General features: G+C 61.9%; 10 protein-coding genes and 1 tRNA gene. 5 read left to right on the forward strand and 6 right to left on the reverse strand.

Annotated features, from left to right (window positions below):
• Positions 1-5 precede the first annotated feature (5 nt).
• From MK_RS08165 to MK_RS08180, 4 genes are all read left to right on the forward strand, one after another.
• On the forward strand, positions 6-1,751 hold the full coding sequence (locus MK_RS08165; protein WP_011019897.1) for a formylmethanofuran dehydrogenase subunit A: 1,746 nt from the start codon (positions 6-8) through the stop codon (positions 1,749-1,751).
• Positions 1,752-1,778: 27 nt separating this feature from the next.
• Positions 1,779-2,582, forward strand: a complete 804-nt coding sequence (locus MK_RS08170) for a formylmethanofuran dehydrogenase subunit C (protein WP_011019898.1) — start codon at positions 1,779-1,781, stop codon at positions 2,580-2,582.
• 69 nt (positions 2,583-2,651) lie between these two features.
• Positions 2,652-2,951 (forward strand): DUF2097 domain-containing protein, encoded by a 300-nt coding sequence (locus tag MK_RS08175; RefSeq protein ID WP_011019899.1) that lies wholly within the window; start codon positions 2,652-2,654, stop codon positions 2,949-2,951.
• Between the two features lie 85 nt (positions 2,952-3,036).
• Positions 3,037-4,884, forward strand: coding sequence for a hypothetical protein (locus MK_RS08180; RefSeq protein ID WP_011019900.1), 1,848 nt, complete (start codon positions 3,037-3,039; stop codon positions 4,882-4,884).
• Here the strand turns inward: MK_RS08180 and MK_RS08185 are convergent.
• The gene (locus MK_RS08185) at positions 4,819-6,369 is read right to left on the reverse strand and encodes a terpene cyclase/mutase family protein (protein WP_148679836.1); all 1,551 of its coding nucleotides are present in this window, start codon (positions 6,367-6,369) and stop codon (positions 4,819-4,821) included. The two genes, MK_RS08180 and MK_RS08185, sit on opposite strands and share 66 nt — an antisense overlap.
• Positions 6,370-6,488: 119 nt before the next feature.
• Between MK_RS08185 and MK_RS08190 the strand changes: the two genes are divergently transcribed.
• Positions 6,489-11,786: a cobaltochelatase subunit CobN gene (locus tag MK_RS08190; protein ID WP_158295998.1), complete on the forward strand. Its 5,298-nt coding sequence runs from the start codon at positions 6,489-6,491 to the stop codon at positions 11,784-11,786.
• On the opposite strand, the gene MK_RS08195 is transcribed toward MK_RS08190, so the two are convergent.
• The 5 genes from MK_RS08195 to hisS form a co-directional block, all read right to left on the reverse strand.
• Positions 11,752-13,041 carry an aspartate kinase gene (locus MK_RS08195; RefSeq protein WP_011019903.1) on the reverse strand — a complete coding sequence of 430 codons (1,290 nt, stop codon included), beginning with the start codon at positions 13,039-13,041 and terminating at the stop codon, positions 11,752-11,754. The two genes, MK_RS08190 and MK_RS08195, sit on opposite strands and share 35 nt — an antisense overlap.
• Positions 13,042-13,085: 44 nt before the next feature.
• Positions 13,086-13,176 (reverse strand) — tRNA-Ser (locus tag MK_RS08200).
• Between the two features lie 37 nt (positions 13,177-13,213).
• The gene (locus tag MK_RS08205; protein WP_148679838.1) at positions 13,214-15,115 is read right to left on the reverse strand and encodes a PINc/VapC family ATPase; all 1,902 of its coding nucleotides are present in this window, start codon (positions 15,113-15,115) and stop codon (positions 13,214-13,216) included.
• A gap of 66 nt (positions 15,116-15,181) precedes the next feature.
• Entirely contained in the window at positions 15,182-15,607 is a 426-nt protein-coding gene (gene hisI, locus MK_RS08210; protein WP_011019905.1) for a phosphoribosyl-AMP cyclohydrolase, read from the reverse strand.
• Positions 15,604-16,854, reverse strand: coding sequence for a histidine--tRNA ligase (gene hisS / locus MK_RS08215; RefSeq protein ID WP_158295999.1), 1,251 nt, complete (start codon positions 16,852-16,854; stop codon positions 15,604-15,606). Before hisS ends, hisI begins: the two co-directional genes overlap by 4 nt.
• Positions 16,855-16,862 lie beyond the last annotated feature (8 nt).

Consider the following 16,862-nt stretch of genomic DNA (forward strand, 5'->3'; position numbering starts at 1 on the left):
TTCGTTTGGCCAAAGAACTTCTGATCAAGAACGCCTGCGTGTACGACCCCCTCAACGGGATCGAAGGCGAGGTTATGGACATCGGGGTGAAGGACGGTAAGATCGTCGACCCTTCCGAAGTCGACGAGTCCAAGGCGAAGGTTATCGACGCGGAAGGTCGCCTGACAATGGCCGGAGGTGTCGACATCCACGCGCACGTGGCCGGTCCGAAGGTCAACGTGGGTCGTATATTCAGACCCGAGGACAGCCGCCGCCTCCAGGTGGCGATCAAGAAGCTCGGAACGCGTTCGGGTACTGGATTTTCGGTCCCGTCGACCACGATCACGGGGTACCTGTACGCCCAGATGGGATACACCACCGTGATGGAAGCCGCCACCCCGCCGCTGCTGACCAGACACACCCACGAGGAGATCAGGGACACTCCGATCCTGGACGAAGGCGCGTACACGCTGATGGCCAACAACTGGATCCTGTACGAGTACATCAAGGAAGGCGAACTCGAAAAGGCGGCCGCGTACGCCGCCTGGTTGCTCCGAGCGACCAAGGGTTTTGTGATAAAGATGGTGAACCCCGGCGGTACCGAGGCCTGGGGATGGGGTGAGAACGTCCACAGTCTGGACGATCCCGTACCCTACTTCGAGATCACCCCGGCCGAGATCTACCAGAACTACGTCAAGATCAACGAGATGCTGGGTCTACCACACTCGATTCACATCCACCCGAACCTCCTCGGTGAGCCCGGTAACTACGAGATCACGACGGACAGCTGGGACGTGATCAAGAAGACGGGTGTGGAGCCGAACCCCGAGATAGGTGAACGTGAGCAGGTCGTGCACAACACGCACGTACAGTTCCACTCGTACGGCGGTGACTCTTGGCCGACGTTCGAGTCGAAGGCCGAGGAGGTCGCGAAATACCTGAACAAGAACGACCACGTGACGGTCGACCTGGGTGCGGTCACCCTGGACGAGACCACGACCATGACCGCCGACGGTCCGCTCGAGTGGGAGCTGCAGGAGCTGACGGGCTTCAAGTGGGCGAACTACGACGTCGAGCTTGAGACGGGATCGGGCGTGGTACCGTTCATCTACAGTCCGAAGAACCCCGTGCACTCGGTTCAGTGGGCTATCGGTCTGGAGATCGCGCTTCTAACCGAGAATCCATGGCAGGTCGTGATCTCGACGGACCACCCGAACGCGGGCCCGTTCATCCGGTACCCGAGGATCATCGCGTGGCTGATGAGCGAACCGTACCGTGAGGAGTGGATCGAAAACGTACACCCGTGGGTGGGCCAGCGCGCGGCGATCGCGACCATCGACCGCGAATACACATGGACCGACATCACGATCACGACTCGGGCCGCCCCGGCGAAGATGTTGGGTCTCTCGGACCGTATCGGACACCTGGGTGAGGGCGCTTACGCGCACATCGCCATCTACGACATCAAACCCGACGAGGTGGATCCCTCGCGGGACTACGAGGAAGTGGAGAAGGCCATGGAGCAGGCGTGGCTCGTAGTGAAGGACGGAGAGATCGTAGTTCAGGAAGGTGTAGTGGTGAACGAACCCGTCGGGCGTACTTACTGGGTCGACGTTAAGGTTCCGGAGGATCTGCTCGAGGAAGTCAAGAAGGACCTTGAGACGAAGTTCCGGCGCTACTACTCCGTGAACCTGGGCAACTACCAGGTCCAGGACGTGTACATCCCGAAGGAGGAGCGAATCGTAATCGACGCCCGCGATCGCCTCTCGTAAACGTTCTTTCCTCGGGGGGTACCTCGGTTGAAAGAGGTCGTGTTGACGCCGAAAGGAGAACCGGACGTACCGCTCGAGGCCGAAGTTATATGCCCGGACGAGTTCGCGGGTAAGTCCGAGGGCGAGATCGAGGCGCTGAAAATCTACGAAGGTAACTCGACCGTCGAGCTCGGCGAGTACTTCGACGTGGAAGGGGATGCGGGCGACTCGCCCGGGGACACCAGGATCGTGATCGAAGGGGACGTACCCTGGGTCAAGCTAATCGGGTACAGGATGAGCGCCGGTGAGATTCTGGTTAAGGGAGATGTCGGCCGACATGCGGGCGCCGAGATGAAAGGAGGCAAGCTGATCGTGGAGGGGGACGCCGACGACTGGCTCGGTCGGGAGATGAAGGGTGGAGAGATCACGGTGCACGGAAACGCCGGGAACTACGTGGGTTCCACGTATCGAGGTGAGTGGCGCGGGATGAGCGGTGGCCGTATCCTGGTGAAAGGGGACGCCGGCGACGAGATCGGAGAGTGGATGTCCGACGGGAAGATCATAGTGGAGGGAGACGCGGGCATCATGATAGGAATTCACATGCAGGGAGGCACCATCATCGTGAGAGGAGACGTCGGAGTGCGTCCCGGCGCCCAGATGGAGGGAGGAACCGTCGTCGTCTGCGGCCGCGCCGAGGACATTCTGCCCAGCTTCCGATACGAGGGACTCAAGGAGGACCCCGTGGAAGAAGCGACCGGGACCTTCCACCTGTTCACGGGCGACTACGCCAACGGGCCCAAGGTCGAGGGCGAACTGTACTTGAGCACGGCGCTCAACGAGGTGCCGAGGTAAGCTCCTGCTCCCTCCAAACGACCGGTTCGTTATCTTTCCCTTAACGAATCCCTCTCGGGGACCGCCGACGTGAAGACACTCCGGATGTCCCCCGAAGAGCTACTGGAGTACTTTCGGAAAGAGGTCGAGGAGGGAGATCGATTAGAGCTTAACTACGCGTTCGTACACATACCCGGCGAGGTCGTTAAAATCACGAGGTACCGCCTCCATCTGTACGTCGAGTCTGAGGTAGCCCCCGGGATTCGACGCTACGATCTGGAGGAGATATGCTCGATGATGCTGGAAGTAATCCACGAGCCCAAGGAAGGGAAACCGGTTAAGATCGTCGTCGAGGGGGCCGACGAGAGTCCGGGCATAGGTATCCTCTAATTATGTTGACTACTTCTCAACACCTGAGGTATCAAAGTCAAAATTAAAAGACATCAACTCCGGCTCGGTTGAGGGCTATCCCCGGTTGACGAGGACGGCTTACGTGCTGCTAGCCCTGCTGGCGGCGCTGGTCGGACAGGCATCGGCGGCATCGGTAGGTTCGCAGCTGACCCTCGACACGGCGATGCAGTGGGACCAACAGCAGAACAAGTACGTGGATTCCGACGTGGCCGCCAGGGACGGTTACTACTACCAGGTCAAAGGGCCGGCCGTGGCGGTGGACAGCACGGGTACGGTACTGGTAGCCTGGGAGGAATGGTCCGAGAACGGCAACGTAGTCGGTAAGATAGGACTGAGAACACCATCTGGTAACGCAGTCTACGTGACCCCGGAGCAGGATTGCGTCTACTTCGCCCCGGCCCTGACGAGCTACGATCAGGGTAAGTTCCTCCTGGCCGTGACGGAAGTGCCGCAGAGCAACTTGGTCGCGCAGGATTACGGCAAGCTGCTAGTGTACAAGGTCGACGTCTCCAACGGCCAGATTACGGTGGGTTCCTCACCGGTACAGGTAGCCGATAACGCCGCCTACCCGCACGTGGTGTACCTGGGGTCGGACAACGACAACAGGTACGTGGCGATCGTGTACGAGCGGTGGAACGGAGAGACTGGCGACGTCGAACTGCAGGTGCTCAAGATCGACACGAACGGGAACATCATCCCGGTCTTGAGTCAGCCGCTTGTTATCGCGGAAGGGGTGTGTAAGGACTACGTTAAGGGCGACGTTCACTACTTCGGGCACGCCAGACCCGTGGCGTCGCTGTACCAAGAGGGTGACTCCAAGTACTTGATAGTGGTGCTGACGAACTACTCGCAAGCTACTCCCAACGTGAGCGAGTGGGGTTTCTACGGCGAGTGGAAGGGGTGCAAGGTGGAGGCGTACGTGGTGGATCTCCCCGATTTCTCAACGATCGGTGGGTTAAGCTCGGAGAACGTGCACAAGGTACAAGGATCACTGTCGGCTTCCGAGGACACCAACGAGTGCCCGTGGGTATGCGACAACGTGGTAGTGTATCGGGTCGGATCGCTCTGGGGAGGGATGTCGGGGGACACCACGATCCCGGACATCAACGCCGCACTGATAGTGAAGTCGAGAGACTCCTGGACGTTCTCGTCGGACACCACGATCTACCGCCGTATCTACACGCAGACGGGTCCCGCCGTAGCCAGGGTCTACACGAACAATGACGATAAGACGCCGTACTACTTGGCGGTGTTCGCGGATAACAGCGGGGGTTTCGGTAAGGAGCGGTTAACGGGCGTCCTGTTCCGCGTCAAGGACGGGAAGATCCAGGTGATCGCGCAGTACGACCTCACGGGGTTCGGTAGTGGGTACTATTACTACTGTCCGACCGTAGCCACGGTCAAGAGCAAGTACGGAGATGCCGAGCTGGTTGTGGCCTGCTACAAGGGTGACAGCGGGAGCGGCGGCCATAACATCGGCGACGCCGTCATGCTGACGGTAAGCATCGGTGATCCCGTCGATGAGTTCATGTCGTCGGCCGCCGAGCTGCTCAACAGCCTGACTGGTACCGTGGACGTCGTGAACAACGCGATCTTCAACAGCTACTCGGGGCTCAAGAAGAAGGTTTCCGACCTGGAGAAGAAGTCGAACGAGCTAACGCAGACCACTCAGGAGCTGCAGAACAAGGTCTCCACACTCGAACAGGGTCAGGAGGAGCTGAAGCAGGAAGTAAGCAAGATCTCACAGGAGGTGAGTGGCCTGAAGGGCAGCATAGACGAGTGCAAGAACACCGTAGAAAACCTCGAAGAGCGCGTGAAGAAGCTCGAGCGTAGGAAGATCGCGGTATCACCGATGGCGGTACTGGCCGCCGCGTTGACGCTGGCGGCGTACAGGAGGTACGGCCGGCAATAGGACGGGTACGCCCCTCTTGGACTTCTCTTGTCTTTTGTTCCCCTCTGTTTCTGTTCCTCCGGACACGGTCTCACGCTCGGTCTTGGATACTGATTCGTTCCCGTTCGGTTTCGTTATTTTTCCGTAAAACAGCTCCGGGTTCAGGTAGGCCTCGAGCGCCCGCATCGCGTAGGCCGTGGCCCATATCGACGCCGGTTCGTAGTGGGCCCCTTCGGTCGTGGACGTCACATCCCGAGCCGGCCACGGCCAGGCTCCGTACCACTCCGGGTGTTCGGTCCCACGGTACCGCTGGGATACGAGCCACTCGACGGTGGCGTGGAGGTTGTACTCCGGGTCCGTCACGAGATCCGAGAGCTTGCGCTTACCGCCTGGCGTCTCGATCTCCACGTCCGTCGCGACATCGAACCACAGCGCCTTCAGCAGCACGAGGCTCAGGACGTTCCCCGTGACGGTCGTCTCCGGCGATCCCTGCGCTTCTAGATAAGCCGACGAGTACGCCCAGGCGGGGCCCCGACCGTGACTTCCTTCCACCCACGTTACTCCGGCTTCCTCACCGTTGAAGAGCCACTCGATGCCCCTGCGGATGGCGTTCAGGATCCGATCGCGGTCCACGTGGAGCCCGAGCCGGTCCGCCTTCAAGTAGACGTCTATCAGAGTCGACAGGATGTATGCCTGAGTGTCCGCCGAGTACTCTTGGCACATCAGCCCGGAGTACCAAGATCCGTCCGGGTTCTGACGCTCCAGCAGCCAGGAGACTCCCCGCTCGATGGCGCTTTTGATCCGATCCACCGCACTGTCGTCGAGGTTCAGCAGGTCACGGCGTTCCAACGCCATCAACAACGCCGCGACCGCCGCACGGGTGTGCCACGGAGCTCCTTCCCGGGCTTCCTCCCTCTTCCTACTCCAGCCACCGTCCTCCAGCTGTTGGTCCAGGAGCCAGGTCAGTCCCCTGCGTACGGCGCTCACGAGCTCCCCGTATTCCCCACCCGACTCGTGTCGCCGCTCGATCTCGTGGATCAGCAGCATGATCGCAACCGCGGTGTCGCTGGTTAAACTGCCCGAGTGGGTTATGCCCCTGTACGTCCACGCCTGTCCCCAGCCGCCGTCCTCGTTCTGGTTGTCGAGTACCCACCTGACGGCCTCCTCGGAAGCCTTAGACCACTCCGACGTCGGCGTCATCGCCGGCACACCGGCGGGCACCCTATCGGCTAGTAATCCAGCGCGCTCCGCGCTTTCCAGCGTGGGATACACCAGCGAGATCGCCTTCAGCTCGTATCCGAACGTCAGCTGAGGGTTCCACAAGTGAGCCGAAGCCAAGTAGGGACCGCCGCGATCCGTGGTGATGAACCACCATACGGTGCCCGCTTTCACGGCGTCCGCGCACTCCGTCTGGAGCTCCTTATACGGCTCCGTATTCTTCCAGTCCAGCGCCGTCGTCGGTGCGGCGGTTATCAGAACGGCTATCGTGGCGACTAGGACGCGCACGCGCTCGCTCCCCCAAACCTTTAATCTCGATGAACCGGACCGTAACGAACCTACAACGTACGGTAGATGAAGAAAATAAAAGTTGAGTCCGTATCGGCGCGATGGGGGCCGACACCTCCGTGGCACCGGTCTTGATCCTCGTCATGGTGTTCCTAGCGGTCTCGGTCCCCGCGCACTCGCTGGACATTGTGATATTCGGGAACGCCGCGAAGGGATCACCCGAGGAGATCCGTGCTGTGGAGGAGCGTGTGAAGGAAGACCTGGGTGTGGACGTTCGAATTCACGTGCACAACGTGCTCGTCAGCTGGTCCGATCAGAGCGCTCCGGTGGACTTCGACTCGCTGGCCCACGACATCGAACGCTCCGAGATCGTCGCCCTAGACAACATGGGACCCATGCCGACACCGTTTGCGATGGAGTTATCGGAGCGCGTCTTGGGTAAACCCGCCTCCTCGATGCAGGAGTTCCTCAGAGAGCTCGCGGAGAGGAAGCGGATAGTGGCCTACGTGACAGGCGACCAGCACGATTTCGTGATCTTAGGGTCCGGCTGCCGGCGTATAGTCGACGGTACCGCCGCGGTCGTTAACTTGGGCTTCCTGTTCCGGTTTTCCTCGGATCTGACACCGGTCATAGAGTTCCTGGTGTGGCTCGCGGATCCGTCGGTACCGGCGGAGAGACTACACCTCTCCGACGTACGGATATCGTCCGCTGCCGTCTACGTGCCGGGCCGAGGTTGGGAGTTCCCCGAAGTATCTGGAGAAGCTCTCGAGATGTCGTACCACCGGTGGCTTCACGCGCTAGAGGGTCGGGATCGCACCACCGAACCACTCTGGACGAAGGTCCGCCTGAGCTCGATACCATCGTGGGTGAAAGCCATCCGGGAAGCATCCTCGCAGTTCTTCCGGTCCCTGTGGCTCCCGAACCGACGCGTCGTGGTGGTGCTGGACTACATCGACGCACTATACAAGGGTGAGAGGGATCTCGTGGAGAAGCTCACCGATACCGTGTATCGGGAGGTCTCCCGGGAGTTCCAGGACGTGACGGCGATAGCCGTTCTGTGCGACGGGAACATGGTCTCGCCGATCGAGGCGCTGCTCGGGTTGAAAGACGCCGGATACGACATCGCGGCCGTGGTCTCCCTGTGGGCCTTCACGCTCGATTACCCCAAACCCGGTACTTGGGCACTCGAAGGAATCGACGCCCCGATCATCAAGGCAGTTTACCCGTTCTGGGCCAATTGGATGGACGAACCACAGCGCTACTTGAACATGAACGAGGGGGACCCGGAGTCCGGTCGCGTGGGCGCGCTCTTCGAGTGGGGTTACCAGGTGATCGGCGGGCCCGAACCCGAGGGTGCCTTCTGGTTCAAGATGATCGCGCTCAAGGAGCGCGACCAAATGATGGTGTTCCCGCTGGAGGACATGATCGAGGACGTGGCCCGGATGGTGGCGGGGTTCCTGAGGCTGCGGTACTTGCCCGAGTCGGAGAAACGGGTAGCGTTCGTGCTGTACTGTTACCCGCCGGGACGCGGTGAGATCGGCGCCTCTTACCTGGACGTGTTCCGGTCCCTGGTGAGGATATTCGAGGCGTTGGCGGAACGGGGCTACGATCTTGGCCCCGCGACCTCCCTGTACCGGAAGTTGGCGGAGCTCCGACGGGAAGACCCGAAAGCCGCTGAAGAGATGGAGAAACGTCTCGCGCACGCTTTGATGGCGGCGTCCGATCTCGTACTGAAGAACGTGGGTCCGTGGGCTAAGGGTGAGCTAGCCGGGATGGTGCGGCTGTACCGAGGCGGGCGGGCCGAGGTGAGCGTCGACTGGAACGGGAAGTCGATGAAGGTGATCGTGGACCACGGTGTGCTCCGGTGGATCGACGTGGACGGCTCGTCGTACGTGCTCGGGACCGTGAGCGAGGATCAACTAGTCCCGGTGGAGGCGCTGGAACGCTGGTACCGGGAGGATGTGGTGCGGAGGTTCGAGTATTACCTCTCGCTGCTGACCGGTGACGATCCGGAGACCGAGCGGGCTCGGAAGTCCCTGATGGAGTGGATGCGGGCGATCGAGGAGAAGTTCGGACCGCCCACGGACAACCGCGGGATCATGAGGTACGGCCTGTATTATGTCATCCCGGCCCTGCGACTGGGCAACGTGGTCGTGATGCTTCAGCCGGTACGTGGTTGGTCCGGAAGCCCCGAGCTGGTCTACCACTCCCCGGACCTACCCCCGCAATGGCAGTACGTCGCCGCGTACGAATGGTTGCGCAGGGTCTTCCGGGCGGACGCCGTGGTCCACGTGGGTACGCACGGAACCCTCGAGTGGCTGCCGGGTCATCAGGTCGGTCTTCTGGGCGTGGACTGGCCGCACGTGCTGCTGCCCGACGTGCCCCATGTGTACCTTTACATCGTCAGCAACCCGGGCGAAGCGATGGTCGCCAAGTACCGCTCCGGTCCGATCCTCCTCACGCACTTGTCGCCGCCGTGGGGCTACTTCAAGGACCTGGGTAAGTACGGGGAGCTGGAGCGTGAGCTCACGAGGTACTTCCAGATGAAGAGCTTCGGAGGAGACCCTCACGTGCTGGAGGAGCTGAGGCGGCGGATCGTCGAGACGGCGGAGCGTCTGGGACTGCTGAAGGACGTCGTCAACATGATATTCGCGGAGCGGAAGGAACCGCCGCCCGAGAACCCGAAGGAGTGGGCGATGGATCATATCGAGGAGTTCATAGACAAGCTCCACGATTTCCTACTGGACCTCGCGTTGAGGAACGTCGCGTACGGCCTGCACGTATACGGTGAGGACGTAGACGAGGACGTGGCCGTAGAGCAGGCCGCGGCGCTCGCGTCCTCCCGTGTCGCCCCGGTGTTCGCGTACTACGCCGGGCTGATCGACTCACCGGACCAGGAGGCGCTGAACCGGCTGCAGTCCGATAGACCCGACATATTCGCGTGGTTCAAGCGCGAACTCCGGGAGTGTCTGAGGGATATCCTGCGGACCGTTCTAAAGTACCCCGATTTAACCTCTCAGCTGGAACGTTACGTGGAACTGAAAGATCGGGAAGAATACTACGGCGAACCACCCGACGGCGTCGAAGGTCCGGGAAGGGAGGCGAAACGCCTGTTCTGGCAGGTATCCGATAGGCTCACGATCTTGGCGCAGGAGGCCATCCTGAGGTATTTCCACGGCCGGCGGAATGACCCTGACCACGAGCACCTCCTCGCCGAGGCCGTGGCCGACCTGTACAGGATCTACGTACACTACCGCGACTCGGGCCGGACCGAGCTGGAGGAACTGCTCGCCGCCCTCGACGGCAGGTTCGTCCCGCCGGGACTACTGGGCGAGCCGATGTGGAACACGAAGGTCCTACCCACCGGACGGGACGGCTACCCGATAGACCCCTCCCAAATGCCCACGCCGGAGGCGTGGGACGTCGCACGCAAGCTAGTCGATCAGATGCTCGCGGACTACTACCTAAGACACGGTAGGTGGCCGGAGGCCGTGGGCGTGGTCCTATGGGGTATTCACGAACTCTGCACCGGCGGTCTAGGCATCGCGGAGGTCCTGTACCTGCTGGGCGTGAGACCCGTGTGGAACCCGGACACCGGGCAGGTCACCGGGGTCGAGCTGATCCCGCTGGACGAGCTGAAGGTGAAGGTCGGTAACCGGTGGATCAACCGACCGAGGATCGACGTGGTGGTGTGGGCCGCCCTGCACATGGAGGACCCGCTGAAGCTACTGACTGAGGCTTACTATCTGGTCTCCCATGTGGACGAACCCACCGACGTGAACTACCGTCGGAAGCATTATCTGGAGCTGAAGCCGCGGTTAGTGAAGGAACTTGAGAAGAGCGGGATGTCACCCGAAGATGCCGAGAAAGAGGCCGACGTGATCGCGTCCTCGGGGTTCTTCGCGCAACCACCCGGGGTCTACGCGGGTACCGGGGCTTGCGACATCGTGGAGCACGCCTGGACCGACGTCTCGGGCACGGTCGGGCTCTTCGAGGACCCCGAGACGGCGCTGAAGAACTTCGAGCAGAGATTTTGGGAGAAGTTCAGGATCACCTGTGAGAGCCGGATGGCGTACGTCTACACGGCCGAGGCCCGGATCCTGACGATCCGAGAGGGGAACAAGGTCAGGGTCGTCGTGCTGAGGACGAGCACGGACCGCGTCTACCACGCGATCCCGTCGGTCGAGGCGTTCCGGTACCTGATGTCCAAGGTCGACGTCGTGGTTCACAGCGTCGTGAACACGTGGGGATTGATCGACACGGACGACTTCTACGACTGGGTCGGTGGGATGGCACTGTATGCGACGCACGCCGCGGGCCACGCGCCGGAAGTGTACATCGGGAACGCCGTCGATCCGACCGCCGCAAGGACGTTGACGGGTTACCAGCAGCTGGTGGGTGAGGTCTACACGAAGCTACTCAGCGAGTCCTGGTGGAAGGCCATGCTGGAGCACGGTGACTACGGCTGGTCCCGGATCGTCAGGAGGATCGAGTTCCTGGCCGGGTGGGGGATCACGGTCCCGTCACTGCGTCCCTACCTGAACTCCGTGTACACCGAGGTGTTCAAGGCTGTGGTACAGTGGATCAGCCAGGCGCCTCCCCGCACCGAGTACGGGTGGGCGGCCGTGGTGAGCACGATCGCGTGGTTCGTGGAGCTCGCTCGGACGGGTGTGTGGAAGCCGGACTCGAAGACGCTGGCACAGGCCGCGAAGGTCCTACTGGAGACGATGGCCAAACACGGGCCCGCGACGTGTCACCACACCAGTCCCAACCCGGCGTTAGTGGTGTACGCCGCTCGGGTCCTCCTGGAGGCCGGTTACTCCTACTCCGAGGTCAAGCGGCTCCTGTCCAAGGTGATGAAGTGGTACGCCAAGCTGGACAACCCGGAGATCGTCCGGGAGATCGAGAGGTTAACGAACCTGGTGATGACCAGGGCGGCGAGTGAGAGGTCGGCCAGGGCCGCCACGGCGTCCCGTTCGGCGGCGACCTCGTCATCGGCGTACACCGGCGTTACTGTCTCCCGGACGGTTTCGTCGTTCACCGGACCGGGACTGCCCGGAGGGAGGGGAAGTGCTCAGGTCGTAGTGGGGTTGTTGGGATCGGTGTTACGGGGTGTTGCACGCGGAACGGTGCTCCCGGAGATCGGATACTGGACGGGTCCCTCGAGATACACCGGTCACGCGAAGGCAGGTTCGAGGGTCGGGAAGACCGAGCGCAGTACCGAACGCGAGTCGAAGGCGACGCAGACGTTCACCAGGACCTCCCCGCCCTCCTCGGCCCCTAAGATGATCTGGGAATGGGTCGCCGCCCTGCTCCTGACACTACTGTTCCTCCTGGTGTGGAGGATCCGACCGACGGGTCCCAGACCGCGGGCTACGTGGGTTACGCCAGCAACCGTTCCGCCAGTCGCCGCGTGACCTCGCGGACCTCGGACTCCGGTACCACGACGCTCACCGCTACGACCCCATGTGCGCTACCTAGCAGGTCGAACCCCTCGCAGGCTGCCAAGAACGTGGACACGTCCCGGGCCGACATCCCTTCGCCCACCACCGTGACCAAGCCCACGTCCTTGTCGACCTCCCAGTCGTAGTCCAGGCCGTTCAGGGCTTCCTCCGCGCTCCTCAGGGCGGTCTCCTCTACCAGGAGGTTGATGTAAGGCTCCGAGACCGTCGTGAACACCGCGAGGAGGTTCACGCCGGCGTTCCCCAGCGCGGAGGTCACCCTACCCACCACTCCGGGCTCGTCCACCATTTTGGCACCGCTCACCCTAATCAGCGCGACGTCGTCCCGGGACGCCACTACCTTAGGGCCGGGCTCCGTACTGTCGGATATCACGGTCCCTATTTCCCCGGTGAACGAGTTCCCGATCAGGACTGTCACTCCGAGGTTCTTAGCGGCCTCCACGGCCTTAGGGTGGATCACCCCCGCCCCCGATGCACCGGCCATCATAGCTTCCTCGTACGACAGCCGCTCGACGACCTCCGCGTCCGCCAGTTCCGGGTCGGTGGTCATGATGCCGTCGACGTCCGTCCATATTACTGACCGCGAACCCAACACCCCGGCCAGGACGGTGGCCGTGTAGTCGGAGCCCCCTCGTCCCAGCGTGGTCACGTGGCCGCGGTCTGACCTCCCGATGAACCCCGTGACGACCGGAACGCGACCCGAGCGGAGGTCTCGTAGGAGTCTCGAGCGCGTTCCGTCCCATCCGACGATGTCGGCGTTTCCGGGGTCGTCGGTGGTGACCAGTCCCACGTCCCAGGCGTCGTACGCCATCGCCTTGATACCCCGCTCCTTCAGGTACGCCGCCACGATGCGGGCGGACGCGCGCTCTCCGAGGGACAGAACCAAGTCGCGGAGGCGCTCTTCGGGTCTGCCAAGTTGCTCGAGAACCGTGGCGACACCGTGGAGGAGTGTCTCCATGTCTTTCAGGAACGATTCTACCTCCTCGTGCCGCTGTTCCAGATGTTCCGTGATGAACTCCCTGTGACGCTCTAGTATGGGGGTCGGGTCGGCGGAACCTTCGGCGGCGCGTCGAACGAAGTCCTCCAGTGCATCTGTGACGCCGGCTAGGGCCGAGACCACGATCACGTGGCCGGAAGCCGCGGAAGCTTCGAGGGTCCGAAGTCCCTCCTCAGAGGCTACCGACGTGCCTCCGAACTTGTGAACCTCCAAGCTCGGTCCCCTCTTCGTTATGGGATTCGTAACGATTCTGGGTTTGGCGCCGGGGCCGGGATTTGAACCCGGGCGGCCCATACGGGCCACGGGATCTCCAATCCCGCGCCTTGGACCGGGCTCGGCCGCCCCGGCGCATCCAGACGGCACAAAACCGTTGCCTGAATAAAGTTTACGGGATGGTCTGGGCCCGAACCTTAAGCCCCTTGTGGAGGGCCTCCTCCAACCGTTGTCCGACCGACGTGTCCTTGTTCACCCTGACTTCACCGCTGGAACCCACCGTGGCCGTGAACACGTACTCGTCTCCCACGAACACCTTCACAGGACGTCCTGAGAACTTGTCCCCCAGCTGCAGCCTGATGTATTCGCCGTCGTCGACGACGCGCATGGGGAACCGCTCTCCGGACTCCACCTCGATTACTTCGCCCTCCCCTTCGGGAACCGGAGAACCAGCCGGCTGCGGTCGTTCACCTCGCCGCTCCTCCAGCGGCTTAACGGTTATCTTCAGCCCCGTGCGGTGCTCGATCTGTTCGACGTTCCTACCCTTCTTGCCTATCACCATAGGAACCATATGCTCGGGGACGTAGACCGTGGCCTGTGACCCCTTCACCTCGACGTCCACCGGGGCGCGGCCGCCTATGAAGCGGCGAACTTCTCGTTCCACGACTTCGGCCGCGAGTCGTTCCGATGCCGTCTCCTGCTCCTCCTCTCCCTTGACGGGAACGACGAAGACCTCCTCTCCGTAGGTGTAGATCTCGTACTCGAGCTCTCCGGTCTCGAAGTCCCGGATCTCCACGACAGGACGCGCTAGGTCCTCTTCCGTCATCCCGGTGGGGACCTTCACGGTCAGCGACACGTCGTACACCTTCTTGATCTCACCGTCCTCGATGAAGATGACCGTGTCCACGACCTGCGGAATAACACCCAACTCCACCCTGCCGATGAGCCGCTGGATCGCGTCGATGGGACGGGTAGCGTGGACTACTCCGATCATCCCGACGCCGGCGAGCCTCATGTCCGCGAAGACCTCGAAGTCCTTCGTCTTCCGGACCTCGTCGTAGATGGTGTAGTCCGGACGCACCAGGAGGAGTATGTCCGCAGTCTTCTCCATGTCGCCGTCCAGGGGCGCGTACTGGGTGATCTCGTCACCGACCTGCAGGTCACGCGGGCTTTCCATGGTCTTGACGATCTTGCCCTGTTCGGCGTAAAACTCGGCAAGCGCCGCGCAGAACGTCGACTTACCGGACCCCGGTGGACCGGCCACCAAGATACCTTCAGCACGCTCCCTCAGGCGCTCCTTCAGCTTCTCGGACAGGTCGTAGTCGTCGAGGCTCACCTTGACGACCGGCCGGACCGCGGTGATCTCCCATCCTTCCGAGAACGGGGGTCGGGCTATCGAGATCCGGAGGTTACGTAGCTGTACCACGGTCGCCCCACCTCGATCGATCTCCACGAAGCTCTTCTCGTCCGTGTACGCCTTCTCGATCACCTCTCTAGCCCATTTTTCCAGCTCCTCACGAGTACACGGCTCCGGACGGAGCTCTATCAGCTTCCACTCTCCGGGTCGTCCCACCTTCGCCTTCGGGGGCACGTTCTCCTTCAGGTGGAGTGACATCGCGTTCTCGGGCATCATCCGCTCGATCTCGGTCTCACCCACACGGGTGATGGGCTCGAAGTACACCACCTCGAGCCCTTCGGCTTTGGCTACCTCAGCTTGGACCTTGTCGCTGGTGATGAGCGTCGCGTTGTACTCCCTCGCCACCTCACGGATCATGGCGTCGATCTCACCGCTCCGTGCGAGCCTGATCTCCTCGAGACCCGGCCGTTCGCCCGCGAACTCGATCTCGATTATCCCTTCCTCTGCGAGTCGCTGGAGCTCCTGCAGTTCCTGAAGTCCGGCGAATCCCGTCTCCCTACCGCGGTTGGCCTGGTACTCCAGTTCCGAGAGAACAGCACGTGGAATAACCACGATCTTGCCCTCGAGGTAACCTTCCTCGGCGAGACGGGAGATCCTGCCGTCGATCACTACGCTGGTGTCCGGCACGACGTACTCCGTCTCGATCTCTACATCCATGGATCCCACACCTTCCCCACGTGTCGCGTTCACCGACTTCGTCCTCTCGTGGCCTGTATCAGTATATTAACGGTACACCTCGTCCGGGTTGAAAACTCGATCCATCACGACCTCGAACGATCCGTCCCGAGTAACGCGTCGGTAGAAACAGGACCTGTAACCGGTGTGGCAGGCCCCACCTTCCTGCTCTACCACGTACAGGACGGCGTCTTTGTCACAGTCCACGCGGACCTCGACGACCCGTTGCACGTGACCCGACTCCTCCCCTTTCTTCCATACCTCGCGCCGACTCGTGCTCCAGTAGTGGGCGTAACCCGTCGTGAGCGTCCGGTATACCGCCTCCTCGTTCGCGAACGCCGTCATCAACACATCACCGTTCTCGGCGTCCTGGGCGATCGCGATCACCAACGGCTCCCCGCCGATCTCGAACCGGTAGTTGAGGGAGGACGTGACCTTCCGCGCGGTCTCGGGATCCAGTGGTACGTGACTCATACTTCAGCCGCCCTCTCGAGTTGATCCAGCGGGACTTCCTCCTGAACCCCGGTTTTCAGGTTCTTCACCGACACGTATCCCTCCTTCAGCTCCCGCTCCCCTACGATCACGGCGTAGTCGTACTCGAGCGAGTCCGCCAGTGAGAGCGCCTTGCGTATGTGCTTTCCTGAAACCTCTACGTTCACCACCCACCCGAGCTTGCGCAGCTTCGCGGCTATCTCCCAGATCTTACCCGACCTCACGAGCGGTATCAGCAAGGCACGGGTTTCCTCCACGCCGTCCGGGATCCGGTCGTACAGCTCGGCCGCGAGGAGGAGCCTGTCGAAACCTATGGCCATGCCGACGGCCGGGACGTCGGGTCCTCCGAGCTCCTTCACCAGGTCGTCGTAGCGGCCGCCACCGGCGCACTGGGATCCTCCACCGAGCTCCGGCACGTGTATTTCGAACACCATCCCGGTGTAGTAATCCAACCCTCTCGCGACGGAGAAATCGAGTTCGTGGTCGACCCCCGCTTCCCGGAGCGCGTCCGAGATTTCCATGAGGTTCTCCAGGGCCCGCTCGGCGCGTTCTTTCCCACTCACGGCCTCCTCCACCTCGGACTCCGAGCGCGCCGTCACCACCGCTAGGGCCTTCTCGGCCGGCTCGGCCGGTAGCAACGTCTTCACTTCATCCAGTTCGCCCTTGTCGACGAGGTGTGCTACCTTGTTCTGTACATCTTCACCTATTCCGTACTCTTCGAGCAATCCCCGGAGTATTCCCAGATGTCCCACCCGGACTTCGAAGGCACCGGAAGGCAAGATGCCGTCGAAGATCCGGTAGGTCAGCTCGATCACCTCGACGTCCGCCTCCGGGCGGTCCGAGCCGAACACCTCCACGCCGGCCTGCCAGAACTCACGCCAACGTCCCCGCTGCGGCTGCTCGTACCGGAAGCAGTTCACGATGTACGCCAGCTTGAGAGGGTGAGGTCGCGTCTTCAGCTCCGCGTTGTAAAACCGGACGACAGGCGCCGTCATCTCCGGCCTGAGCGCAAGCTTCCTCCCCTTCTTGTCCTTGAACACGTACATTTCTTCCAGTATCTCCTCACCGGACTTCTCCTCGAACAGCTTCGCATGCTCGAAGGTGGGAGTGAGGACCTCCTCGTACCCGTAAGAGCGGAACACGTCCAACAGGTACCGCTCCAGCCATCTGCGTGCCCTCATCTCCTCCGGGGTGAAGTCGCGGGTGCCCTTGGGTCGCTCCACCTTCATCAGCGTAA

It is taken from the genome of Methanopyrus kandleri AV19, from assembly GCF_000007185.1.
In the GTDB taxonomy this organism is placed as follows: Archaea; JAADCQ01; Methanopyri; order Methanopyrales; family Methanopyraceae; genus Methanopyrus; species Methanopyrus kandleri.

Bases quoted from the DNA above. Each gene is read 5' to 3' on its own strand.
- hisI (WP_011019905.1), bottom strand. From the start codon at position 15,607: ATGAGTCACGTACCACTGGATCCCGAGACCGCGCGGAAGGTCACGTCC.
- hisS (WP_158295999.1), bottom strand. From the start codon at position 16,854: ATGAAGGTGGAGCGACCCAAGGGCACCCGCGACTTCACCCCGGAGGAG.
- MK_RS08205 (WP_148679838.1), bottom strand. From the start codon at position 15,115: ATGGATGTAGAGATCGAGACGGAGTACGTCGTGCCGGACACCAGCGTA.